The organism is Streptomyces sp. NPDC101776, from assembly GCF_044766845.1.
GTDB lineage: Bacteria > Actinomycetota > Actinomycetes > Streptomycetales > Streptomycetaceae > Streptomyces.
Map to the genome: position 1 here is coordinate 1 of NZ_JBIWMV010000037.1, position 22,180 is coordinate 22,180.

24 protein-coding genes and 4 pseudogenes are annotated in these 22,180 nt (G+C 67.3%); 16 read left to right on the forward strand and 12 right to left on the reverse strand.

Annotated features, from left to right (window positions below; all coding sequences use genetic code 11):
• Nucleotides 1-697: 697 nt before the first annotated feature.
• Nucleotides 698-1,084, reverse strand: a complete 387-nt coding sequence (locus ACIRRY_RS49590) for a hypothetical protein (protein ID WP_403987038.1) — start codon at nt 1,082-1,084, stop codon at nt 698-700.
• Nucleotides 1,085-1,407: 323 nt separating this feature from the next.
• On the opposite strand from ACIRRY_RS49590, the gene ACIRRY_RS49595 reads away from it, so the two are divergent.
• A complete protein-coding gene (locus ACIRRY_RS49595; RefSeq protein ID WP_403987041.1) occupies nt 1,408-1,980 on the forward strand; it encodes a Uma2 family endonuclease in 573 nt (190 codons plus the stop codon).
• Between the two features lie 356 nt (nt 1,981-2,336).
• On the opposite strand, the gene ACIRRY_RS49600 is transcribed toward ACIRRY_RS49595, so the two are convergent.
• The 3 genes from ACIRRY_RS49600 to ACIRRY_RS49610 form a co-directional block, all read right to left on the reverse strand.
• A complete protein-coding gene (locus tag ACIRRY_RS49600) occupies nt 2,337-2,981 on the reverse strand; it encodes a hypothetical protein (protein ID WP_403987044.1) in 645 nt (214 codons plus the stop codon).
• A 1,296-nt stretch (nt 2,982-4,277) separates the two neighbouring features.
• A complete protein-coding gene (locus tag ACIRRY_RS49605) occupies nt 4,278-4,481 on the reverse strand; it encodes a hypothetical protein (protein ID WP_403987047.1) in 204 nt (67 codons plus the stop codon).
• Nucleotides 4,482-4,753: 272 nt separating this feature from the next.
• Entirely contained in the window at nt 4,754-5,479 is a 726-nt protein-coding gene (locus ACIRRY_RS49610) for a TetR/AcrR family transcriptional regulator (protein ID WP_403987050.1), read from the reverse strand.
• A gap of 135 nt (nt 5,480-5,614) precedes the next feature.
• On the opposite strand from ACIRRY_RS49610, the gene ACIRRY_RS49615 reads away from it, so the two are divergent.
• The 3 genes from ACIRRY_RS49615 (at nt 5,615) to ACIRRY_RS49625 (ending at nt 7,849) form a co-directional block, all read left to right on the forward strand.
• Nucleotides 5,615-6,739, forward strand: a complete 1,125-nt coding sequence (locus ACIRRY_RS49615; protein WP_403987053.1) for an FAD-dependent oxidoreductase — start codon at nt 5,615-5,617, stop codon at nt 6,737-6,739.
• Nucleotides 6,740-6,907: 168 nt separating this feature from the next.
• A complete protein-coding gene (locus tag ACIRRY_RS49620; RefSeq protein WP_403987055.1) occupies nt 6,908-7,270 on the forward strand; it encodes a PadR family transcriptional regulator in 363 nt (120 codons plus the stop codon).
• Entirely contained in the window at nt 7,271-7,849 is a 579-nt protein-coding gene (locus tag ACIRRY_RS49625; protein ID WP_403987058.1) for an HAAS signaling domain-containing protein, read from the forward strand.
• A 547-nt stretch (nt 7,850-8,396) separates the two neighbouring features.
• Here ACIRRY_RS49625 and ACIRRY_RS49630 read toward each other — a convergent pair.
• A pseudogene (locus tag ACIRRY_RS49630) lies at nt 8,397-8,690 on the reverse strand (LexA family protein); the annotation flags it as partial.
• Nucleotides 8,691-8,761: 71 nt separating this feature from the next.
• Here ACIRRY_RS49630 and ACIRRY_RS49635 point away from each other — a divergent pair.
• From ACIRRY_RS49635 to ACIRRY_RS49660, 6 genes and pseudogenes are all read left to right on the forward strand, one after another.
• On the forward strand, nt 8,762-9,307 hold the full coding sequence (locus tag ACIRRY_RS49635; protein ID WP_403987061.1) for a SigE family RNA polymerase sigma factor: 546 nt from the start codon (nt 8,762-8,764) through the stop codon (nt 9,305-9,307).
• Nucleotides 9,304-10,011 (forward strand): SecDF P1 head subdomain-containing protein, encoded by a 708-nt coding sequence (locus tag ACIRRY_RS49640; RefSeq protein WP_403987064.1) that lies wholly within the window; start codon nt 9,304-9,306, stop codon nt 10,009-10,011. Before ACIRRY_RS49635 ends, ACIRRY_RS49640 begins: the two co-directional genes overlap by 4 nt.
• A 200-nt stretch (nt 10,012-10,211) precedes the next feature.
• The gene (locus ACIRRY_RS49645) at nt 10,212-10,352 is read left to right on the forward strand and encodes a hypothetical protein (protein WP_403987067.1); all 141 of its coding nucleotides are present in this window, start codon (nt 10,212-10,214) and stop codon (nt 10,350-10,352) included.
• Nucleotides 10,353-10,500: 148 nt separating this feature from the next.
• Nucleotides 10,501-10,693, forward strand: a pseudogene (locus ACIRRY_RS49650) (IS256 family transposase); the annotation flags it as partial.
• Nucleotides 10,694-10,875: 182 nt separating this feature from the next.
• Nucleotides 10,876-11,244, forward strand: a complete 369-nt coding sequence (locus tag ACIRRY_RS49655; RefSeq protein WP_403987070.1) for a hypothetical protein — start codon at nt 10,876-10,878, stop codon at nt 11,242-11,244.
• A gap of 8 nt (nt 11,245-11,252) precedes the next feature.
• Complete coding sequence (locus ACIRRY_RS49660) at nt 11,253-11,795, forward strand: sigma-70 family RNA polymerase sigma factor (RefSeq protein ID WP_403987073.1); 543 nt, start codon at nt 11,253-11,255, stop codon at nt 11,793-11,795.
• A gap of 463 nt (nt 11,796-12,258) precedes the next feature.
• On the opposite strand, the pseudogene ACIRRY_RS49665 reads toward ACIRRY_RS49660, so the two are convergent.
• From ACIRRY_RS49665 to ACIRRY_RS49695, 7 genes and pseudogenes are all read right to left on the reverse strand, one after another.
• Nucleotides 12,259-12,399 (reverse strand): annotated as a pseudogene (locus tag ACIRRY_RS49665) (transposase); the annotation flags it as partial.
• A gap of 578 nt (nt 12,400-12,977) precedes the next feature.
• A complete protein-coding gene (locus ACIRRY_RS49670; protein ID WP_403987076.1) occupies nt 12,978-13,358 on the reverse strand; it encodes a hypothetical protein in 381 nt (126 codons plus the stop codon).
• A 357-nt stretch (nt 13,359-13,715) separates the two neighbouring features.
• Entirely contained in the window at nt 13,716-14,603 is an 888-nt protein-coding gene (locus ACIRRY_RS49675) for an IS3 family transposase (RefSeq protein ID WP_403987079.1), read from the reverse strand.
• Nucleotides 14,600-14,899: a transposase gene (locus tag ACIRRY_RS49680; protein WP_403987082.1), complete on the reverse strand. Its 300-nt coding sequence runs from the start codon at nt 14,897-14,899 to the stop codon at nt 14,600-14,602. Before ACIRRY_RS49680 ends, ACIRRY_RS49675 begins: the two co-directional genes overlap by 4 nt.
• A 64-nt stretch (nt 14,900-14,963) precedes the next feature.
• Nucleotides 14,964-15,455, reverse strand: coding sequence for a hypothetical protein (locus ACIRRY_RS49685; RefSeq protein WP_403987143.1), 492 nt, complete (start codon nt 15,453-15,455; stop codon nt 14,964-14,966).
• Between the two features lie 81 nt (nt 15,456-15,536).
• Nucleotides 15,537-15,822 (reverse strand): annotated as a pseudogene (locus tag ACIRRY_RS49690) (3-dehydroquinate synthase); the annotation flags it as partial.
• Nucleotides 15,823-15,940: 118 nt separating this feature from the next.
• Nucleotides 15,941-16,912, reverse strand: a complete 972-nt coding sequence (locus ACIRRY_RS49695) for a LuxR C-terminal-related transcriptional regulator (protein ID WP_403987085.1) — start codon at nt 16,910-16,912, stop codon at nt 15,941-15,943.
• 387 nt (nt 16,913-17,299) lie between these two features.
• On the opposite strand from ACIRRY_RS49695, the gene ACIRRY_RS49700 reads away from it, so the two are divergent.
• From ACIRRY_RS49700 to ACIRRY_RS49725, 6 genes are all read left to right on the forward strand, one after another.
• Nucleotides 17,300-17,470, forward strand: coding sequence for a hypothetical protein (locus tag ACIRRY_RS49700; protein WP_403987088.1), 171 nt, complete (start codon nt 17,300-17,302; stop codon nt 17,468-17,470).
• Nucleotides 17,471-17,477: 7 nt separating this feature from the next.
• Nucleotides 17,478-17,777 carry a hypothetical protein gene (locus ACIRRY_RS49705; RefSeq protein WP_403987091.1) on the forward strand — a complete coding sequence of 100 codons (300 nt, stop codon included), beginning with the start codon at nt 17,478-17,480 and terminating at the stop codon, nt 17,775-17,777.
• A 273-nt stretch (nt 17,778-18,050) separates the two neighbouring features.
• Nucleotides 18,051-18,290 carry an MbtH family protein gene (locus ACIRRY_RS49710; RefSeq protein ID WP_403987094.1) on the forward strand — a complete coding sequence of 80 codons (240 nt, stop codon included), beginning with the start codon at nt 18,051-18,053 and terminating at the stop codon, nt 18,288-18,290.
• Nucleotides 18,287-19,822 (forward strand): condensation domain-containing protein, encoded by a 1,536-nt coding sequence (locus ACIRRY_RS49715; RefSeq protein WP_403987097.1) that lies wholly within the window; start codon nt 18,287-18,289, stop codon nt 19,820-19,822. Before ACIRRY_RS49710 ends, ACIRRY_RS49715 begins: the two co-directional genes overlap by 4 nt.
• Nucleotides 19,813-21,126: an MFS transporter gene (locus ACIRRY_RS49720; RefSeq protein WP_403987100.1), complete on the forward strand. Its 1,314-nt coding sequence runs from the start codon at nt 19,813-19,815 to the stop codon at nt 21,124-21,126. The genes ACIRRY_RS49715 and ACIRRY_RS49720 overlap by 10 nt, the downstream gene beginning before the upstream one ends.
• Nucleotides 21,127-21,134: 8 nt before the next feature.
• Nucleotides 21,135-22,178 (forward strand): TauD/TfdA family dioxygenase, encoded by a 1,044-nt coding sequence (locus ACIRRY_RS49725; protein ID WP_403987102.1) that lies wholly within the window; start codon nt 21,135-21,137, stop codon nt 22,176-22,178.
• Nucleotides 22,179-22,180 lie beyond the last annotated feature (2 nt).

The window sequence follows — 22,180 nt, forward strand, 5'->3', positions numbered from 1 at the left end:
CGCAGAGAACTCCGGCGCTGCGCGCCTCCGGGCCGAGGATCGCATTCCCGCCCGGCCTGAAGGCCGGGATTCCCTGCGAAGAACAAGGGATGGACAGTGAGGGCTTGTCCCGCGCCGCGGAAGGCTGGACCTCCGCCGCGGCTCATCCCTCGGCACGACCGGAGCACCGACGAAAGACCGGGTGCGACACCGACGGACATCTGCGGGGGAGAAGACGTATCCCCGCCCCGTGTGAAGCCATCGGAAGGGAACGCGGCATGACGGGCGCTCCCCGCGTCGCCTCTCTCATCGTGGCCGAGGACGGCCTCATCGACCACAATCGGCAGCACGCCGAACTCACCGAGGCCGCCTGCCGCATACCCGAAGACTGGAGATACCGAAGTCCGTTGCCGAGTGAGACGGTCTGGCCCAGGGGCCGATCTGTGTGCCTGCGGCCTGTACGAAGTCCGTGATCGCCTGGAGAGCGGCCTCACTCCGCGTGTGGCGTTCCTGTCCGTTGGCCGCGCCGGAATGGCTTTTACGCGTTCCAGCGCGTCTCGGCTCAGTTCTGCTACTGCACGGGCGCCGTACTCAGCCGCCTGGGCCGCGTCGGTGATCGCCCCGAGATCCAGCAGCAGGTCCATGGCCTCGACCGCGTCGGTGCTGCGCTTGACCAGTTCTGCCACCTGCTCGGCAGCCTCCGTTACCGGCAGGCCCCTCAGGTCCAGGCGCGCAGCCCCAGCCCGTTGCTGAAGGCGTCCGCCAGTTCCTGGGCCAGCGCCTGCTGAGCGGGCGGCCGTTCGGGGCCGGTGACCGGCGCTGCGGCAGTGAACAGCCCGAACTCGCCCCACAACGCGTCACCGACCATCTTGGGGTCTTCCTCGGCATGCCGGGTGTCGATCCAGCTCTGCCCCGAACCGCTCACCGGGTGCAGCTGCTGGGCCGCCTTCTGCAGATGCTTGACCCGCTCCCGCGTCGAGGGAGCCTCACCGGTCCGCAGGTTGATCACCGGGACGGTCCACAACGGGGCCATCCGCGCCGCGAGATCCGCGGCGACATCCCTAAAGCCCAGAACGTCGCCCCGCTTGACGGGTAACGCAGGCACATACTGAAACGACACGGGGCCCCCAATCCCGACCGTCAACTGATCGCAGAGTGACACGCGACACCAGGACGCGAAAGAACGCCTCACCCCCAGACGCCGCAGCAGGCTCGCCTGTCGGCCATGTGCGCTTCTTTCGCGCCCCGAGTGTGCTTCAACTCCCTCTTTTTGAGGGTGGAAGCTGCTTCCGGTGACCAGACCACGAGCCTCTCCGATCTATCCGGGCGTCTGGCTGCATCAACTACGCTGTCACTGATCGTGTGGCCTGTGTCCGTGCTCCGGGAGCAAGGCCCCTTGACCACCTTTGAAGGCGCCTGGAGGCAGCCGTGACCGCCGGACTTCCTGACTGGATGATCCCGCCCAGGCCGAGTGGCTGGGAGGCGGAGGACCTTGACCACCTTCCGCAGGCGCCGCGGCACACCGAACTCATCGACGGAGCATTGATCTTCATGATGTCGCCGCAGCGGTCCTGGCACTCCCGGCTCGTGGAGAATCTCACGTTCGGCTTGCGGCAGGCAGCTCCCGCGGGCTTCGAAGCGGAGCGGGAGATGACGGTCCGCCTGGACAGGAAGAGCCGGCCCGAGCCCGACATCCTTGTCTCTACCGCCGCATATGATCCTGACCGCACCTGGTACGCGCCCGAGGATGTCGCTCTGGTCGTCGAGGTCGTCTCGGAGGAGTCGGCGGACCGTGACCGGTCTCTGAAACCCTTCAAGTATGGCCAGGCCAAGATCGCCCACTTCTGGCGTATCGAGGACGAGGGGGGCGCCCCCACTGTCCACACCTACGAACTCGACGCTATGACGAGTACCTATGTGCCCACAGGCATCCACCGAGGTCGACTGAAGGTGTCCGTACCCTTCCCCCTGGATATCGATCTCGACGCCCTCGTACCGTGACCGAGGAGTGAAGCTTCCGCCGATTGTGTCCGGAGACCGACGGCCTGATGGTCCTGGTCATCCGTGCAGACCCGGCGAAGGCGCCGCGCCCGCTCCTGATCCAAGGTGCCGCACCGATCCGTCTGCACGGACGCAACGCGGTGGCAGGCCGGTCACGGCTCACCGAACTGATCACTGAGGCCGCTCCCCAGCGTGTGGCTTCCGAGCTGAGGCTGCCGCAGACCGGATTCCCCACTGACAACGAAGGGAAGCCGACGGCGGACTTCCTCGTGCGTACGGGGATCGTCGTTCCGGTCGGCGCTCAGCCACCTGGCGCCCGCTGTCCGAACGCAGCACCGTGTTCCCGGAGCCCGGCTTCAGCGGTCGGTGCCCTCGGGCTGGCCCTCGGTCCCAGATACGGCCACCGGTGCGGATGCGGCGGGGGCGGTGTAGAAGACGGAGTTGCCCTGCTTGGTGCGCTGGGCCTGGCTCTTGGCCACGAGGCCCTCGGTGGTGACGCGGACGACCTTGGTCTTGATGGTGCGCTCGGGGTGAGCCTTGCTGAGTGCGGTGGAGATTTCCGCGGCGGAGCGTGGCTCGCTCTGTTCGACGAGGTGGCGGCGGATGAGTTCCACCAGGGTGGGCTGGGCCTTGGCTGTGCCGGTCTTGGACGTGGTCCTGTCGGCGACTGGCTTCCCGGCCGTCGTGCTTTCCCGCGGGGCCGTGGTCTTCCGTGCCCTTCGCCTGCTGGGGGGTGCGGCCTCGGTCTCCTGCGGGGGAGTCGGTGCGGTGGCACTCTCGGCGGTGGCCGGCGGGCCATCCGGTTCGCGTGTGACACCGAGCGCCTGCTGGATGTTGACCAGCACGCTGTGATCCTGCTGCAGGGCATTCATCTGCTGTTGCAGGGCGGCGATTTCCGCGCCGACGCGTTCCTGTTCCTTGAGGTTGCCTTCGAGGTCTCCGGCCACCTGGGCGGTGTACTGGGATGTCAGTCCCGTGGCGGCCGTTGTGCTTTCGGACATGATGCTGGCCTTTCCTCGGTGTGCGGCGGTGATCCATGCGCGCGGTCTTGAACAGAGGCAGGCTCCCTCTGCGCCGTACCGGCGGTGCAGCCACTGTGACTGCCGCAGGATGCCTTGGTGTAGAGATACTACGGACAGGCGGAACCAATTGTTCCTCTCGAGTGGCATCCGTGGTCCGGCACGGACGTCAGCGCCACGCCGTCTGGCTCCTTTGGGGCCCTGCTACCGGGCGGGTCCGTGTGCAGGGGCTGGGGCAGTTCCGGACTGGCTCGGCGGTCTCCTGATGGCGGTGCCAAGTTGTCAGGGCGCCTGTTGTCACCAGCCGGTCGAGGAGCTCTCCGGTCTGCTGCGGGGAGTGCCCACACAGGCGCATGCCGCACAGCAACCCGTCGGCAGCCGGACACGACCGCGGGTGTCGGCGCGCAGAGCGCACTGCAGGCTATGCAGCCGGGCGGAAGGGGAGACGAACCGGGGCAGCGTGTCACTGAGGTAGATGAGCATCTCCCGCACGCGTACCCGCTCGTCGAGTTCCGGGCGGGGCCCGACGCGGACAGGGGACGGAGGGCCGGGGGAGGAGTGCGGCCGAGCAGTGTGTCCGGCACCACGGCGGTATGGCTGGTCGCCCCCGTGCAGGCCGTACGGGCGTCGGCCAGCCGCCAGGCGAGGCCGCCGCGGTCACGGTAGACGGTGACACCGACGAGGGAAAGAGCGATCACGCCGCACAGGACAGTGGCGAAGACCTTCTTCCGCTGAACTTCCCCCAGATGCGGGCGTTCGGCTGTGACGGTCTGCCGTTCGCCGAACATCCCCTGGACCAGGAAGTGTCCGCTTCGTTGGAGCCGCTGCTCAAGCCGCTCCCGGGAGACAAGAAGGCTGTAGGTCGTGCCGGTCGGGCGGTCCCACGGCGCGCACACCCGTCGTGGCCCGTGACCGCTGAACGCCGTGCGCACGGCCGTGGAGCCGGTGACGACGCCGATATCCGCGCTCCGCCCAGGACGGGATGTGCGCGGGCGCCCTCGACGCGGCGTGGACCGCCGAAACTCAAGGCTCTCGCATGATCTGGGACGACCACGAGGCCACCTGGCCACCGTCGAGGCCTATCAGGCCGAACACGGCCATCTCGCCGTCCCGCCCAGCAGCCCGGCGGCCAGTTCCTCGTCGACCAGCGGGCCTTGGCCCGCAAGGACTGCCTCGCACCCGAGCGCACCGCCGCTTCCAGAAGACCCGGTGCCGGCCGTGAGGATGAGGGCGGCGGTGGAGAGATCGTCGACTTCGTCGAGACGGAGGCAGTGGCGATCATCGGTTGAGACCAAGCGCGGTTCGAGACCGAGGATCCTGGCAGCCTTGTGGATCGACAGGCGTGTCATCTCCGAGGCTGACCACCGTGCGCACACCGGCCAGGTCACGCGCGGCCCAGAGCACGGTCAGATCGGGCACCGAGGAGCCCGGGACAAGATGGCCGCCATCCATGCCGAACGATGGCGCGAGCCAGTCGATCACCGTGCTCTCCACCAGTCGCGCGCCCGGCGAGGTCCCCGGATGCAGCAGGTTCTGGTTACGGCTCGCCGCTCACGTGATCCAGGGGGTGGGGCCCATATGGATGAAAAAGCCCGGTGCCCCGACCGGGTGGCGCCCTTGAATGCCGGGTCACTCGATCCCCCGTCGGTATTTTGTCGTCGAAAGGGAATCCGATTTAGAGAAGCCTGGTCAACGCGGCAGTGGCCCGTCACTTGTGAATGTTTCGGTGCCGTGGGGCCATCGCATGCCGCAGGTCAACCGGATGCGGGCCGGAGATTGTTCATGAGCAGGCCGAGGGTGAACTTGAAGCGGTCGTGTCCGGTGCCGGAGATGAGCTCGGCGGCGTGGGTTCGGGTCTGTGGGAATTTCTCGGCCGGCAGTGCGGTGAAGCGGGCCAGCAACTCCTCGTGGCTGAGCACCCATTCCGGGTCCTGGTGCCGGTGCCGTTGCCGGACCAGTGACCGTTCCAGGGCGTACGCGCTGACGTAGAGGGACAGCGCGTCGCGGGCCCAGCCGGCCGTCCTCGGTTCGATGCCGCCCGCGAGCAGGATCGCCAGGATTCCCTCGCCGACCCGCAGCGTTTCCAGGCTGGTCGGCACCATGGCCAGCGCGGCGCGCGAGACTCCCGGGTATTTCAGGTACAGGTCGCGGATCTGCGTGTACACCCCGAGCAGTTGCTCGCGCCAGGCGGCCGGGTCCGGTTCGGGGAGCGTGACCTCGGCGTACAGCCTGCCGATCAGCAGGTCGTCGATGTCGTCCTTGTTGACGATGTGCGCGTACAGCGACGACGGACCGGTGCCGAGCACGGCGGCGACCCGGCGGATGGTCAGCGCGTCGTACCCCTCGGTGGCGACGACTTCCAGGGCGGCGTCGGTGATCCGCTCGACGGTGATCGGCTTCTTGCGTGCCGGCGGAGTGGCTGCCTCCGCCCCGGGCTGGGCGTGGCGGGCTGCGCGGCGGTGGCGGGGATCTGCGGACATGCCGACCACCCTACCTTGACACGAACTAAGTTCGTTTAGTAGAACTTAGATCGTCAGAACGAACTTAGTTCGTGCCGAGGTGCCGAGGTGCCGAAGTATCGAAGTACCGCGGTATCGATATCCCGGAGGTATGTCATGCGAGTTTCCGTCGTTGGAGCCGGTCTGGGAGGTCTCGCTCTCGCGCAGGGTCTGCGTGGTGCCGGCATCGAGGCCGACGTGTTCGAGCGCGACCCGGGGATCGTCGCCCGGTTCCAGGGCTACCGGCTCGTGCTGAACCCGACCGGTTTCCAGGCGGTGCGCGACTGCCTGCCGACACGTTGGCACCCGCTGCTGGACGAGATCGTCATGGACGCCTCCGCCGAACAACTGGTCCTGGACCCGCAGTTGAACGAGATCGGCAGGTTCGGCGCGGGCCGGACTGGCATCGTGGTCGACCGGCAGGTGCTGCGACACCTGTTGCTGACGGGCCTCACTGTGCACACCGACGCCGCGCTGACCGGCTACGACGTGCAGCCCGACGGCACCGTCCAGGCCCGGTTCGCCCACCGCGCCCCGGCCACCGCCGACCTGCTCGTCGGCGCGGACGGCGTCACCTCCGCGGTCCGCGGGGTGCTGTCGCCGCGGACCACCCCGATCGACACCGGCGTCCGCTTCGTCATCGGCCGCACCCCGCTGACCGACGAGTTCGCCGGCCTGTCCAAGGCGTACGGCTCGAAGATCACGGGCGACGGCGTCAGCCTGCTGCTCGGCGCGATGCGCTTCCGTACCCCGCCGAAGCAGGCCGCCGAGCGACTGGCCCCCGACGTCACGCTGCCCGACATCGGCGACTATGTGCGCTGGGCCATGATCCTGCCGTCGAACGGCTCACTGGAGGATCTGACCGCGCAGGACGCCGTGCTCTCCAGGATGGAGGGCTGGCACCCGGAGCTGCGCGCGCTGATCGAGCAGGCCGACCCGGACAACAGCACGCTGCTGTCCATCCGGGTGGTCAAGCCCGGTGAGCGCTGGGCGTCCGGCCCGGTCACGCTCCTCGGCGACGCGATCCACGCCACCTCCCCGACCGGGGGCAACGGCGCGAACACCGCGCTGCGCGATGCCGAACTGCTGCGCCGCTGCCTGATCGAGGCCGACGCGGGCCGCCGGGATCTGCTCGGCGCGGTCGACGACTACGAGCGGCAGATGTTCGAGTACGGCGCCGAGGCCGTGCGCGGCAGCCTCGAAAGGCTGCCCGCCTTCGCCCCCGAAGCGAAACTGTTCTGAGCCCGCCGAATGATCACGACTGGTGTGCGCTGCGGACACAAGGTAGGGCCCCTGCACCGGTACACGCTCAGCGCCTGATCAACCCCTCCCTCGAAACGATCCGCACCCTTGCCCCTTTGACGCGTATCTGGGAACCGGGGGTTGACGCGCTCGCGTAGTATGCATTGCATGGTAGCTGGCAAAGCAAGCAACGACGTGGACGCCCGCGGTGTGAGCCAGCTGCGCAAGGGCGTGCTGGAGTACTGCGTCCTGGCGTTGCTGCGTGACAGGCCTCGCTATGGGGTGGAGCTGCTGGAGACTCTTGCGGATACGCCGGTCATGGCGACCAGCCAGGGAACGCTGTATCCGCTGCTGTCCCGTCTGCGCAGAAGCGGCCTGGCGGACACGTTCCTGGTGGAGTCGGCCAGCGGGCCGTCTCGCAAGTACTACGAGCTGACCGACCAGGGTCGGGAGGCTCTGGACGAGTTCTCCGGGCACTGGCCCAGTTTCCGTGATGCTGTTGACCGTTTTCTCGTTTCTGGAGATGAATAAATGAGCGCCTCCCTGACCCACCCGCTGGTTCGCACTTACCTGGCCTCGGTCGACAGAGAGGCAGCAGTGCTGTCCGGCGACCGGCGCCGTGACCTGGTGGCAGACCTGCGCGAGCACATCGAGTCCGTGCTGGCGCAGGGCGCCGATGACGCGACGGTCCAGCAGGCCCTGGACAAGCTCGGCCCCCCCGGAGAGATCGCCGCCGCCGCGATCGCCGAAGAGCCCGGCGTCGACCCGCTGCAGCCGGAAAGCAGCGCGCGCACCACTCTGACCCTGGGCATGATGGTTTTGGCCGCCCCGTTCTTCTGGGTCCTCGGCATCGGCCTCGTACTGGCCGTCTCTGCCGCCGTGCGGATCTGGCGCTCCACAGCCTGGACCAGGCGGGACAAGCGCCTGGGCGGCATCTGCGCCCTCTCACCCCTACTGGTGACCCCCGCGGCTGCCGCACTGTTCGCTTTCGCCGACGGCCTCGGGCCGGCCGAACTCGTAGGCGCATTCGTGATCGCCACGGTGATCCCGCTGGCCGGAGCCATTCGACTGGGGCGCAGCGCCGCACGCCTGCACCCACACGCAGCCTGAAAGGCCCGCCCCAACGGGTCCTGCTCCGAGCAGGACTGGCCCACCTGACTGCCGTCTCGCACGACATCCTGCGCCGGGGCGGCCCCGTTCACCAGTTCCGCCACATCGACCTTCAACGCCACCTGGTATCCCGCCCTGTTCCATAGGGCCGATGGGGAGGGCGGCGAGGCCGCGGCCGTGCGCGGACTCGCCCCGGTCCGGGGCCGGCTCCGTCACGACGCCGAGCTGGTCATCGAGGTCACCCGCCACTGCAGGCTCCGGGATCTCCCCGACGTCCGGGAACCGGTCCTTCACCTCGAAGAACTTCAGCAACAGTGCGAAGCCCAGCCGGTTCGCCCCCGACTTGTTCCGCGGCCGCTCCCGGACGCGCCCGCCGCCGGAACGCGACACTGACGGGGCTCGTGTCGTGACCGGTCAAGTCACTCAAACCCCAGATGCCCGGCCGCGCCGGCGCCAATCCGGTGCGCAAGCGCCCCTCACCCTGAGGGGGGAGAGGGGGGCACCCCAACACCCCTACCGCGACTGACCCCTTTTGTGCTCGGACGTGGCACGAGGCGACTGGTATCCCCTCTTCCCCGACCCCGTCGTCGCCGAATTCCTCCTCGACTTGGCGGGGGAGGGGGAAGACTTCCTCGAGCGACTCCTCGGCGAGGATCGGGCCACCGGCGGCGATCCGGCCCACCAGGGGGACGTACGACGCGGCGGCCTTGCCCGCGGTGTCCGTGGGCTGTACCGACGAGGACTGGTCGCTGCCGCGGACCTCGTACGCGCGCGGGCGGTGCGGGTCGCGGCGCAGGAAGCCCTTGCGTTGTCGGCGTTGCTGTCCGGTGGACGAGGCGGAGAAAGTGGGTGCGGCAGGGCAGTCGTTTGCGTGTCCGTACCCGTCTTTAAGGGGGAACGAGGGAGGGCGCATTGAACGCCGACGAGGAACGCCAGTTCCGCGAGTTCGTGGCGGCGCGGTCGAGATCGCTGCTGCACACGGCCTACCTGCTGACCGGGGACTGGGAACAGGGCCGGGACCTGCTCCAGACCGCGCTTGCCTCCACGGCCCGACGCTGGTCCAAGCTCCGTGACCGGGAACAGCCAGAGATCTATGTGCGCCGCGCGCTCTACCACGCCCAGGTGGATCGCTTCCGGCTGCTCAGCTGGGGGCGGGAGACGGTCACGGACTCCGTGCCGGACCAGCCGTCCGCACAGGGCGCCAACTGGGCCGACGCCGTCGTCCAGCGGCAGGACATCATGGCCGCGCTGCGGCGGCTGCCCAAGCGTCAGCGTGCGGTGGTCGTGCTGCGCTACTTCGAGGACCGGCCCGACAGCGAGATCGCCGCGATCCTGGGCGTCGCTCCGGGCACGGTCCGCAGCCAGACCCACAAGGCCCTCGTCACGCTCCGCATCACTCTGGCCGAGGCAGGGCCGTCCGCCTCCTCCAATGCCTCCGGAAGGGGCGTGACCGCATGAACGACTCGACCGAGGAGCTGCTGCACGAAACGCTGCTGCACGACACCTTGCACACCCATGTCCGGGAGCGCGACGGTGACGTCGGCGCCCATCTCGTCGGCCTGGCCGACGGCGCACTGCGGGTCGCCCGGCGGCGGCAGCGGCTAACGCGCGCCGGTGCCGGGGTCGCCCTCGCCGCGGCGGTTGCCACCGCCTGGGTGGCTGTCGCGGACGACGACCCGCTGCGCGCCCACGTGGTGCAGCCCGCCGAAGGACGAGACGCAACAAAGGCGGCCACGATCTCCCTCCTGCCGGTCACCTCGGCGACAGAGCGGGCCTGCACCCCGGCCGGCGGCGGCTATACCGTGCACCGCACCGAGACCCACCCGGCGATGTGCATTCACGCCGACCCGGCCGGCGGATTGAGCGACGTCCGCGTCTTTGCGGCGAAGGCCGAGAAGGGCACCGTCGACGGCAGCTGGCAGGTGGAGGTGACCCTCACGCCCGCCGACCGGACTCGTTTCGCCACGCTGACCGGCTCCCTCGCGTCGGCCCCGGCCCCGCGCAACCAGTTCGCCATCGTCGTGGACGGCAAACTGTGGGACGCTCCCATGGTGGCCCACTCGATCACCGTGGGCCGTGTCGAGATCGTCGGCGCTTACGACGGAGGCCTCACCAGCGCCATGGCTCACGACCTCGCCCAGCGACTTGGCCTCGGCAGGTGAGTGGCCAACTCCTGCTGTGGGAGCGGCAGTTCAGGGAAGGCGTTCGTCGTGTCGGGCGGCTTGCCGGGTCGCGGAGACCGAAGCCGTTGAAGGCTTGGATCTGCCGTTCGCATGGTTGCTGACGCCCCGCTGGTGTTGTAGCGCGAGGTCGGCGGCCCCCGGGCAGGGTGCGGACACCCGCGTGTCGTCCTCCCGGACGCGTGCTGAAGGCCGAGTACGTCCACAGGCACGCCTTCGCCACACGCACCGAGGCCCGGATCCGGATCGCGACCTGGATCACCGACTTCTACAACAGCCGTCGGCTCGCGGAGTTGGTCAAGGGCAGGCGGGATGAGCGATGACGCTTCGGCAGGCACGGCCTTCCAGGCAGGTCACGGGGCGTCGAGAACTCCATGATCTCGGAAGCCGTGCCTGTTCCGCTCTCCCCGGCCGGCCAACCTGGCGAACCGTCATGAACCTGAGCCCGGCGACTACGCCGAAGCCCTGACCCGGAGGGCTGTTCGCGCCCGCGGACACTTCCTCAACGAGGCCGCCGCACTTCAGGTGCATCTACGTGGCGCTGATGAGCCTGGACCCCACGGGCAAGCGTCGTAAGCGGTGGACCATGCGCTGGAAGACACCCCTGAACGCCTTCCAGATCGCCTTCGAAGGCCGCCTCCCCCAACCAGCAACCGACCTTTAACAACCAATATCACCCGCTAAATTGACATCCCCGTGGCTGCATTTGATTACGAATTAATAAAGACTGCCGATGTGGCGTGCACCAGAGACGGGCCGAGGCGTGGGGGTGGTGGGGCAGCAACGGGACTCACTCAGGTGGCTCAAGCTGTCCGTTACATCCTCCGAGGGAGCAGGGGTTCAACTATGAAGCAACGCATAATCGGGTTTGCTGGCGTGGCTGCTGCAGGTCTGTGCGTCGTGTTGGCCACGACGGCACTTGCCGCGCCCGGCAAGAGTGTCGGACGTCAGACTGTCCACCGGTCCCAGGTCGTCATCCCGAAGAAGGTCTCTTCCCAGGAGGACACCAAGGCCGAGGTGGAGAAGATGAACGCGGAGCTCCTCGCGATTCAGGAGGAGACCAAAGGAACTGGCTTGAGCCCGGCCTGGGTGGCTGAGTCGGTCAAGTTGGTAAAGCAGTTGAGGGCGATTGGGCAAGCCACGAAAGCGCAGCTTGCGTGGCTGAAGCTGACTCCTGCCGAACAGAGCAAGCAGGCTGCCCCCGTAGCCAGCTAGCTAGCTGAGTGCAAAACGAAAGCAGTGGTGACCGGGGACAGCAGACCGGCCATTTGGACTTCGAGGAGTTCTACCAGTCTGCGTACGCGCGGCTGGTAGGCCAACTGTTCTCGGTCACCGGGAGTCTCGAACAAGCCGAGGATGTCGTTCAGGAGGCGTTTGTTCGTGCCTTGGGCCGCTGGCCTCGGATTCAGACCTACGATGTCCCAGAATTATGGGTACGCCGTGTGGCGATCAACCTGGCAGTCAGCGAGATCCGTAGGTTGCGACGGCGAGCTGCTGCGTTACTTCGCCTCGGTGCACAGACCTCGCAAGTGCAGCTCTCCCCAAAGACAGTTCATCTTGCTGAGATGCTTGGACAGGTGCCCGTAAATCAACGTCCTGTGCTGCTGCTCCACGACGTACTCGATCTCCCAATAGATCAGATCGCGGAGCAGTTGGGCTTGCCGTCGAGCACAGTGCGCGGCAGGCTCGCCCGGGCCCGGGCAAGCCTGGCCCGGCATCTCGCCACCGATCCGGAAGGAGCCCTACCCTGCGATGGCCGCCCCTGAAGACTGCAGTCTTTCTCATCTCGTGGAGGAGGGCACCCGGGCCGCACGGCAGCCGCCGCTCATGGACTTGCAGCGCCGAGCGCGGCGCCGCAAAACCCTCCGCAGGGCCGTGACAGCAACGGCTGTAGCCGCTGTGATGGTTTTCTTTTACCCTCTGATCGGCTCCGAACACTCCACGATAAGCACGCAAGGTTCGAGGACGCCCAGTACCTCTCCGCCTAAAGTTGCCAAGTCTCAGATGTCTTTGGAGAACAGAGAGCTCTTGAAGCTTCGGTACGTGATTGAGAGCAGCACCACTGGCCCAACTCAGGAACAAGTAGCCCAGGCGACCAAGTTGGTAGAGGAACTGAAGGCGCAGGGAAAGGCCACTGCAGAGCAGCTTGAGTGGTTGGGGCTGGCTCCTGCTCTCAGGAGCAAGAAAGCTGCCCCTGTAGGCCAGAACTGAGCTTGACTCTAACAACGGCTAACACAATGAGTCGAGTTGTCGGTGGGTGATGAGGCAGCAGGCGAGTTTGAGGAATGCTTCGTGGATGTCGGCTCTGCGTTCCCAGCGAATGCGGAGTCGGCGGAAGCCGTGGAGCCAGGCGATGGTCCGCTCGACTACCCTCCCCTGAAGCTGAGAGCTCCCCTCCCCTTCTCTGAGATTGAATTGCAGCGTCGCATGACACGACAGCAGCAGGATCAGGGGGATGGGTTGTTCATCATCGGTGTGCTGGCCTTGACGTTGTTCATCCTGGCCATCATGTGGGCCATCGTCGGAGTACACGCTCTGCTTCTCGGCCGCATGCCGGGCCACTGGCTCCAGCAACGAGTGCGGCAACCGAGACTCTGGGGAGCAGGGGCTCTACTGATGCTGGTCAGCTGGAACGTTCGCTCGCCCTCGCTCCTCGCCATAGGAATCGGCCTCGTCGCACTGGGGCATGTCGTGAAGCCCACGCGCTGAGTCTGCCAACCGCACCGCACCGGAGGTTAAACAGCAAGAGCCTGTGTCTGAACCCTGGCGTGCCGCAGCCGATGGCCATGGCATGGAGGCAGGTCCGGGCCAGATGGACGGATCGGGCGAGGCCGCTGCCATCGCCCCTACGGTCCGGATCCCGGCTCCCGGAGGGGGATTCCGAAGCATCGTGCCACGCAGCGGGGCCGATACCGCTGTGTGCGATACCGGCCCCGGGGCCTTGGGTGTTACGGGCGGTCGAGATTGATGGAGTTCACGGGGGTCAGGTCGACCCAGTAGGCCACGCCAGGTGCCATGTCGAAGTCGCAGTTGACGCCGTTGTAGCCCTTGCAGAGGTGGGCGTGGGCGCCGCCGGTCTGGTTGTTGTAGACCCAGTGCCAGCCGTACTGGCCGCTGAGGTTGTGGGCCCCATAGCTCCAGTACGTGTTGGTGGGGCTGGTCTGGCTGTTACCTGGGTTCACACCTTCCGGGAAGATGCACACCGCTCCGTCGGGGCAGGTGCCCCAGGAGTCGGCGGCGGGCTTCGCCTCCGCCGTGCCGACGCTCAGCACGGCTGCGGCGGCGGTCGCGATCGCGACCGCGGCGGCACCTCTGATGCTCTTGCGCATGATCGTTTCCTCCCCCTTCAGCGCCCTTGGTCAGTAGGCGCGGCAAAAGCCTATTGGCGCAGTGGGAGCACACTCCAAGACTTCGATCCAGTTCGAAACGTCGGTCCGGGCGGGCCATGAGCATCAGGGCGGTGGGGCTGCGCGAGGCCCACGAACACCACCTGCCAGAGATCACCCTCGCCGCGCTCCGTTTCGCCCGCGCCAACGACCCCGCTTCCCGGCCTAAGGCTTGTCCCGTAACGGGAGAGTGATGTCCCCGCAGTGGCGCGACAGCGCTGGCGGCTAGGGTATTGAGGAGTATCGATCTTGGGGGAATCAGTGGGTTGAAGTTGCCCCGTGATCTTGGACACTCGTCGGTTATGCCGAGAGGGCGTGTTGATGCCGCTGCCTGGTCTCGGCCGGGGTGAGGTAGCCGAAGGTCTTGTGCTTGCGCAGGCGACGGCGGTTGTAGAACGTCTCGATGTAGGTGAAGACCTCGGCGCGGGCGGTGGCCCGGTCGGGCCAGGTGCGGGTGCCGATCTCCTCCTTGAGCAGGGCCCAGAAACTCTCCGCGGCCGCGTTGTCAAAGCATGATCCGGTGCGTCCGCAGCTGCTTCTTAGCCCCAACTCCCTTATTCGGGTGCGGAATTGAGCCGAGGTGTATTCGCTGCCTCGGTCACTGTGGATCACGCAGCCGGGCTCCAGGTTGCCCCGGCCGTGGGCCATGTCGAGGGCATCCACGACGAGTTCGGCGCGGTGGTGGTCGGCCATGGCGTAACCGACGACCTCGCGGGTGGCCAGGTCCAGCCAGCAGGCGAGGTAAGGCCAGCCCTCGGCGGTGGGCAGGTAGGTGATGTCGCCGACCAGCTTGATCCCGGGCCGCTCGGCGTGGAAGTCACGGCCGGTCAGGTCAGGGGCCGGCTTCGCCTTCTTGTCGGGCCGGGTCAGCGAGCGGCGCTTGCGGCGGGTGACGCCCTGAATGTCACGCTCACGCATCACGCGGGCGATGCGCTTGCGGTTCACCCGCCGTCCCAGGCGCCGAAGTTCGGCGTGGATGCGAGGGACACCGTAGGTGCGGCGGGAGGCGATGTGCAGCACCGTGATCTCGTGTGCGAGCTCGTCGTCGGCGGCCTGCCGGGCCTGCCGGGCGGCTTCGCCTTCGCACCACGCGTAGTAGGAGGAACGGGCGACGTGCAGCACCCGGCACAGCAGCACGATCGGATAGTTGGCCTTCTCCGCATGGATGAACCGGTACAACTTGCTCACCGGTCGCTCTCCTTCGCGAAGAAGGCGGTCGCTTTTTTCAGGATCTCGATCGTCTGCTGCTGTTCGCGGTTCTCCCGCCGCAGCCGCTTGAGCTCCTCACGCTCGGCACTGTTCAATTCGCCGGGAGTGCCCTCGCCCCGGCCCGCCTTCGCCTTGCGGTACCAGCCGCGCAGGGACTCGGAGCTGATGCCGAGTTCCCGGGCCACGGCGGTGACCGTCTTGCCCGAGGAGTCGACGAGCGCGATCGCGTCCCGCTTGAACTCCTCGGTGTACCGCTTCGTGTACTTGCTTCCCACCTGGTGCTACTTCCTCTGGAACCTCAGGTCCCAGTCTCCAGGTGTCCACGATCAAGGGGAAGGTTCACAGGGCCTCGCGCAGGGACATGGCGAGGATCATGTTGGCCACGCGGACCATGAGCGTGCGCTTGCGAGCCAGCTCGGCAGGGTCGGCCTGCGCCAGGAGTTTCTCGACGTGGCGGCGGGCCAGCCGGTGGCTCTTGGGCAGTGGGGACGGGTCGATCGCGTCGAGGACGCTGTGGATGCGACGGCGGACGACGGCGTAGGCGGCCTCGAAGCCATGGTCGTGGTCGGGGTGGGGGCGCAGGCCGAGTTGCTGGCGCATCTCGTCGGCGAGCGCGAAGTACAGCAGGTCCGTGACAGCGGTGAACAGGAAGTACAGCAGGTCCGTGACAGCGGTGAACAGAATGACGCCGCCGTTGTGCGCGGCGGTCAGGCACATACCGACCAGGAGGGCCTCGACCGGAAGGGTGCAGGGGCTGCCCGTTCCGCGGGCGACGAGCGGTTCGATTTCCTCGACCAGGCCGGAGTCGGCCACTTCGTCGAGGACCTCCATGAACTCGTGGTCGAGGACAAGAGCGCGCTGGGAGCGCAGGCGGGCGATATGGGGGGATGGCTGCGTGCTTCCTTCTTGACACCGAATGGAGCGCTCGATGAGCTCGGCGGTGTGGTGCCCGCCGGGGTGCGGGGGCCTGCGGATCGGCCTCCATGAGCTCCAGGATCTGCGGGTCGGTGATGAAGCCGACCTTGATGATTTCGGCGAGCCCGGAGACGTAGTCGTTGACAGGGAGGGAGTCCAGGTCGGCCAACTCGCACAGCACGCCGGCGGGCGGGTGGAAGGCGCCGACGAGGTTCTTGCCCTCGGCGGAATTGATGGCGGTCTTGCCACCGACGGCCGCGTTCACCATCGCGAGGACGGTGGTGATGGCTATCCCAGTGGCGGAATCGACGGGGAGCATAACTGGGGTGCTCACCCCGCGACTCGACGCCGTTTTGGTTCGGTGTGGGAGTCATCGGCCAGGTAGCGGCCTGTCGGTTTCGTCAGAGCCAGCCGCGTTGTGCGGCTTTTATGCCTGCTTCGAAGCGGCTGGAGGCGCTGAGACGTTCCATGATTGAGGCGACTTGTCGCCGAATGGTGCGATCGGTGAGGCCGAGGCGCTGTCCGGCCGCTTCGTCGGTGAGGCCAGTGCCGAGCAGGCGTAGGAGTTCGCGTTCGTGGTCGGTGAGGCCGGCTTGAGGGTCGTCGGGGCGGGTGGTTCCGAGGGGTACAGCTGTGTTCCAAGCCTGCTCGAAGAGTTCGAGCAGGGCGGTGACGATGCCGGGTTCGGTGACGTGTAATGCGCCTTTGCGGTTGTCGGCGGGGTCCGTCGGCACCAGGGCGTAGGCGCGGTCGACGATGACCATGCGCTGGGGGATGGTGGGGGCGGTGCGGACTTCTCCGCCGTGGCTGAGCAGCGTGTGGGCGTAGGCGGCGATGTGGGTGTGGCGGCGGGCGTGTTCCTGGTACAGGGCGCGCAAGGTGACGCCACGGCCGAGGGCGGCGAGGTCGTGGTCGCGTCCGGCGTTGAGGTCGTCGGGGCGCTGGATGCCAGGTTGGACGCCGATGATCTCGGTGTGGGCCGTGCGGCACAGGCGTTCGAGCCGGTCGTGTATGGCGTCCATGCCGAGCAGGCGCTCGCCGTGGGCGGAGCGGTGTTGGGCGCGATCGGCGACCATGCGGGTGACCGCCGCGCGGGATGCGGCCAGTTGGGCCTGCCGGGCTGCGAGTTCGGCCTCCTGGCGGTCAACGATGTCGGCCAAGCCGATGTCGGGGTCGACGGCCCGCATCTGTCCGGGGTGCTCGCTGGACGCGCGGACCAGCATCAACTGGCCGAGTTCGTCGAGGCAGTTGTGGACCTGTGTGGGAGTCAGGCCGCATACGTCAGCGATTTGGTCGACACCTTGTTCAGGGTGGTCGAGCATCGCCTGGTAGACGTCTGCGGCATCGTTGCTTACTCCGAGTGCTTGCAGCATGCCCCGTGGTTCCCCTCCTGAACGCCGCCCCCCGGCCGCGCGTCGAGCTTCATCATCCCAACTCTGAGCACCACCGTTCAAGGTTATTTGAGCCACACGTGTCGGAGTCCGGTAGGCGGATATTCCGCCGGTGGCATATGGGCGCTTCGTTCAGGCGAGGTAATAGGACGAAACCGAAATTTCCCCAAAATGGGCGTGGCCGCATGTCCTGATCCGGATAGGCCCTGTTCAGGACTCCCGGAAAGCCTTCCAATGGTTTTGGTCTGCGGCGAAGCTGTTCATCGCCGGCACGGGACAGCCCGAACGGCGGCCGGGCGAAGCGTCAACCGCGGGACGCGAGACCGGAACAGGACACCTCACCATGTGATTCCGAAAGGCACGGTCACCATGATCCGCACCTGTATCGCCAAGGCCACCGCGGTCGCCGCCCTCATGCTCGGCATCACCGTGCTCCTCACCCCCGCCGCGGTCGCGGCCGTACCCTCCACCACGGCGGGAGCCGCCCTGGCCTCTGCCACCCGGATGACATCACCGGACACCGGCACCTGGGGCGGCTGACCGCCGCATGGACATCGTCTACACCAGCCTGAACCGTCGCAGCAGGGTTTTTGCCGACCCGGCGAGCGAGGTGTCCGAGGTGCTGGACGCCCTGTGGGCCCACACGACACTCGAGGACGGTCTGGAGCACGCCTCTGGCCGTGCCGAGAGAGACCGTGTCGACCTGCTGATGTACGTGCTCACTCTCGATCTGACCGCGCCCGGTTCCCGCAGCGCGACATGCCGCATCAACGCCCTGCTTCACCGCTGCCATGCGGCTTCACCGCGGATGCAGCACCGCTATCTGCCGCCTGACGTGCCGGTGTAGCCGCGCCACCAACCGCTTTCCGATAAGCCGCCGCGGCCGGTCTTTGCCTCTCGACCGTTGTTTCTGCCGGACAGCAGTCCGCGCCAAATCGCGTCGTGCCCAAAGGTATTTCCCTTCGTCACGTCTTCGCGATGGCTTTTCCCGCAGGACGGTCGAAATGACCTGAAATCCACGCCTTCCCATTATGTCTGCCCTTGGAAAGGGGCGATCAGCCATGCCTGCCATCTGCCGCCGCACCCTTGCGGTCGCCGCTGTCTCAGTTAGCGAGGTGTGATGTCGAATCAGCTCGACAACCCCAATGGCAGTTTCCACGTCGTCGTGAACGGCGAGGGCCAGTACTCGATCTGGCCCGAGCTCGCGGACGTCCCGGCCGGATGGACGGTGTGCCACGGCGCGGCAGACCGGTCCTCCTGCCTCGAATACATCAACACACACTGGACCGACATGCGCCCGCTGAGCCTGGTGGCACACATGGCACAGGCTTCCGCCGACGGTCGGGGAGAGCGGCGATGACCTCCGGCGGCCCCGATGCCACCCCCGAGGCACTGATCTTCGTACGGCAAAAGCCAGGTGCGTCGAACGAGGAAAGAATGACGCGATCACGCCTGGACGCGATATCTCCAGCGAAGCGCGCGCTTCTGGCGAAGCGTTTGGCCGGCGGCGGTAGGCGTCCCTGTGCTGTTGGCTTGCCCATAGCCGGGGCGGAATCCCGTCCGCTCTCCGCCGATCAGCGGAGCGGACCGCTCAGCTTTTCCGAAGAGCGCTTCTGGATCGCGTACACCTTTGAGGACCAGTCGTCCGCCTATCACGTGCCGGTCACCCTGAACCTCAGAGGGGCACTGTCCGTGCCCGCCCTCACGGAGGCGCTGCGGACACTGACCTTCCGGCACAGCATCCTGCGCACGCGCTATCCGATCGGACCCGAAGGCGAACCGATCGCGGTCGTCAGCGGCCCCGAGCCCGTCGACTTGTCGTGCCGGGACGTGGAGGGGGACGTGCGGGAGCTGCTCGACCGTGCTGCTGCCGCGCCGTTTGACCTGGAGGTGGACGCGCCGATCCGTACTGTGCTGCTGAAGGTTTCCGACGACGAGCACTATCTGCACGTCACGCTGCACCACATAGTCACGGACGCTTGGTCGACCAACATCCTGCTCCAGGAGCTGACGACCGCTTACACCGTGCGCATTCGCGGCGAGCGGCCCAGGCTTCCCGAGCTCACCGTCCAGTACCGCGACCACGCACACTGGCAACGTACCCAGGCCGAGCCTTTCGCCAGGCAGCTGGCCTACTGGCAGGAGGCACTCGACGGCGTTCCGCGTGACCTGGGGCTGCCCACCGACCGGCCCAGGCCGACGGAGCACCGGTCCCTGGTACCGGGACGCTGCATCACCACCGCGATCCCGGCGGATCCGGCCCTCCAACTGACCCGGCGCACCGGGACGACTCTGTTCATGGTGCTGCTCGCGGCCTACTCGGCGGTCCTCGGCCGCTGCGCGGGCCGCCAGGATGTGGTGGTTGGAACGCCGGTGGCCGGCCGGCCCGACCCCGCGGTCGATCCGTTGATCGGCTGTTTCATCAACACGCTCGCGATGCGGACGGACCTGTCCGGCGACCCCACCGTCGCCGAGCTGCTCTCCCGGGTGCGGGAGCGCACGCTCCAGGCCTACGAGAACCAGGATGTGCCGTTCCAACAGGTCATTGAGCGGGTGGGTGAGCGGACCGACGGCCGCAAGGCGCTGTTCCAGGCCTGGCTGGCCCTGCAGAACGTTCCCGACGCACCGCTGGAGATGGCCGACCTCGAAGTCGAGGAAGCGGCCGACGTCATCGAGGCGACGAAGTTCGACCTCACCTTCCATCTCCTCCCGGTGGGGAACCGGCTGGAACTTCGCGTCGAGTACGACAGCTCGCTGTTCGACGAGGAGAGAGTGCGCTGCCTGGTCCAGGAGTTCAGCACCTTCCTCACGGCCGCCGCGGCCGACCCGGACCGACGGCTTTCCGAGATCACAACCCATACATCCGATCTGGAGGTTCTCCAGTGGCGGTAACCGCCAAGCCGGGCTCCCTCTTCCGGCACCGAAGCTTCTTTCTCCTGTGGTCCAGCCAGTCCGTGTCGTTCCTCGGGACGCAGATCACCTATGTGGCGCTTCCCTTGACCGCAGTGCTGATTCTGAACGCGACGCCCATGGAATCCGGGCTGGTGGGGGCGCTTGAGAAGCTGCCGTTCCTCTTGTTCGGACTCTTCGTCGGCGTGTTCGTGGATCGGCGGGCCCGACGGCCGATCCTCATCTGGACCAACGCCGTCCGGTTCGCCGCGCTGGCGTGGATCCCGTTCGCCTACATGCTGGACATGCTGACCATGGGGCAGCTGTTGCTGGTCGTCTTCGTCGTCGGCACGATGACCGTCTTCTTCGAAATCGCCTATCCGTCCTATGTTCCCGGCCTGGTCGGCCGCGAACGGCTGATGGAGGCGAACGGGAAGCTCCAGGTGTCGGAGTCGGTGGCGGAAGTCGCCGGCCCCGGCGCCGCGGGAGTGCTGATCAGCGCCCTGAGCGCGCCCGTGGTGATCCTCCTGGACGCCGTGAGCTACGTCGTTTCCGCCCTGACCCTCCTGAAGCTGCCGGCGGACACGGCCCCCCACGCCCCGAAGGACGCCGATCGGCAAGCGCCCTCGGTGTGGGCGTCGGTGCGCGAGGGCTTCAGCGTCATCAAGCAGCATGCCCTGCTGTGCTGGTGCACGGTGGCAGCCGTCTTCACCAGCCTCTTCTTCAGTGCGGTGATGGCCGTGTACTTCCTCTTCCTGATCAGGGAAGCCAAGGTCGGAGCAGCCGAGATCGGAGTGATCACGGCAATCGGCAGCGCCGGCGCCCTGTGCGGTGCGCTGGTCGCCGACCGGTTGACCCTCCGGCTGGGCGTCGGCCCGACGCTGGTCCTGTCCCTGGCTTTCCCGGCGTTGGGCTACCTCGTCCTCGCGAGCGTGCACGGGAACTCCTTCGGGGCGGTCGCGACCGCGGCGGTCGCGAGTTTCGTCGCCCTCTTCGGCATCCCCGTCTTCGATGTGACCGTCATCAGCTTCCGGCAGGCGGTGACCCCGGACCACCTGCTGGGGCGGGTGAACGCGACGGTGCGCACCTTCGCCTGGGGCGCCCTCTCGGTGGGCTCGCTGCTCGGTGGCGCGCTCGGTACCGCCCTGGGCCTCAGGCAGGCCGTCCTGGTGTCGGCGATCGGCTTGTTCGTGCCGTCCGTGATCCTGCTGCTTTCTCCGGCTCGTGGTGTGCGCCGGCTGGACGAGGCCGCACAGGCCGCAGCCGAGCCGCAGTCCCCCCAGCCGTCTCTCCAACTCGACCAGTGAGGACCATCATGACCGTAACGTCTCCCACGAGCGTCCGTGGCATCCGTCGTCGTGTCGCCGTGTCCGGCACGCAGGAACTGGTGTCCGTCAGCCACAGCCGGCACTCCGTCATCTCAGTGGTCGAGCCCACGGCGCCCTCGGTCGACCTCGTGCACTGGGTGCGCACGAACCACTCCCGAGTGGAGGCACTGCTGGGCGAACGCGGCGCGGTGCTGTTCCGGGGCTTCTCCATATCCGACGCCGAGGACTTCCACGCCGTCGTCAAGTCGTGGTCCCCGGAGCTGCTCAACTACACCTACGGGTCGACGCCGCGCAGCCGCGCGGATGTGGCCGGGGTGTACACGTCGACCGAATATCCCGCCGACCAGACCATCCCGCAGCACAACGAGATGGCCTACGCGCGGATCTGGCCGACGTATCTGTGGTTCTACTGCCACCAGGCCGCCGTCGCGGGCGGCGCGACGCCGCTCGCGGACAGCCGCCGGGTCGCGGCCCGCTTGGACCGCTCGCTGCTGGACGAGTTCGCCCGGCGCGGGGTGCGCTACGTGCGCAACTACGGGACCGGGTTCGACCTGAGCTGGCAGCAGGCGTTCGAGACCGAGGAGCGTACCGAAGTCGAGGCGCTCTGCCGGGCCCAGGGCATCGAGTTCACCTGGTACGGGGACGACCAGCTGCGCACCTCGCAGATCTGCCAGGCCGTGATCGAGCACCCCCTGACCGGGGCGGAGCTCTGGTTCAACCAGGCGCACCTCTTCCACACGTCCGCGCTGCCCGAGGAGGTGAGCGCCGAACTGCTGGACGGTGATCCCGCGGACATCCCGCGGCAGGTCTACTTCGGTGACGGCGAGTCCATCGAGGACGCCGTTCTCGACGAGGTGCGCGCGGCCTTCGACGCCGAGACGGTGCGCGAGCCCTGGCAGGAGGGCGATGTCCTGCTGATCGACAACATGCTCGTCTCGCACGGGCGGGACCCGTACGAGGGCCCGCGCCGGGTCCTGGTGGCCATGACCGACGAGCACAACGGATCTCAGAACGAATGTACGGGGGAATGAGA

Bases quoted from the DNA above. Each gene is read 5' to 3' on its own strand.
- ACIRRY_RS49705 (WP_403987091.1), top strand. From the start codon at position 17,478: ATGGACATCGTCTACACCAGCCTGAACCGTCGCAGCAGGGTTTTTGCC.
- ACIRRY_RS49725 (WP_403987102.1), top strand. From the start codon at position 21,135: ATGACCGTAACGTCTCCCACGAGCGTCCGTGGCATCCGTCGTCGTGTC.
- ACIRRY_RS49685 (WP_403987143.1), bottom strand. From the start codon at position 15,455: ATGGAGGTCCTCGACGAAGTGGCCGACTCCGGCCTGGTCGAGGAAATC.
- ACIRRY_RS49620 (WP_403987055.1), top strand. From the start codon at position 6,908: ATGGTAGCTGGCAAAGCAAGCAACGACGTGGACGCCCGCGGTGTGAGC.
- ACIRRY_RS49695 (WP_403987085.1), bottom strand. From the start codon at position 16,912: ATGCTGCAAGCACTCGGAGTAAGCAACGATGCCGCAGACGTCTACCAG.
- ACIRRY_RS49610 (WP_403987050.1), bottom strand. From the start codon at position 5,479: ATGTCCGCAGATCCCCGCCACCGCCGCGCAGCCCGCCACGCCCAGCCC.
- ACIRRY_RS49710 (WP_403987094.1), top strand. From the start codon at position 18,051: ATGTCGAATCAGCTCGACAACCCCAATGGCAGTTTCCACGTCGTCGTG.
- ACIRRY_RS49670 (WP_403987076.1), bottom strand. From the start codon at position 13,358: ATGCGCAAGAGCATCAGAGGTGCCGCCGCGGTCGCGATCGCGACCGCC.
- ACIRRY_RS49625 (WP_403987058.1), top strand. From the start codon at position 7,271: ATGAGCGCCTCCCTGACCCACCCGCTGGTTCGCACTTACCTGGCCTCG.
- ACIRRY_RS49715 (WP_403987097.1), top strand. From the start codon at position 18,287: ATGACCTCCGGCGGCCCCGATGCCACCCCCGAGGCACTGATCTTCGTA.
- ACIRRY_RS49615 (WP_403987053.1), top strand. From the start codon at position 5,615: ATGCGAGTTTCCGTCGTTGGAGCCGGTCTGGGAGGTCTCGCTCTCGCG.
- ACIRRY_RS49700 (WP_403987088.1), top strand. From the start codon at position 17,300: ATGATCCGCACCTGTATCGCCAAGGCCACCGCGGTCGCCGCCCTCATG.
- ACIRRY_RS49600 (WP_403987044.1), bottom strand. From the start codon at position 2,981: ATGTCCGAAAGCACAACGGCCGCCACGGGACTGACATCCCAGTACACC.
- ACIRRY_RS49655 (WP_403987070.1), top strand. From the start codon at position 10,876: ATGAAGCAACGCATAATCGGGTTTGCTGGCGTGGCTGCTGCAGGTCTG.
- ACIRRY_RS49640 (WP_403987064.1), top strand. From the start codon at position 9,304: ATGAACGACTCGACCGAGGAGCTGCTGCACGAAACGCTGCTGCACGAC.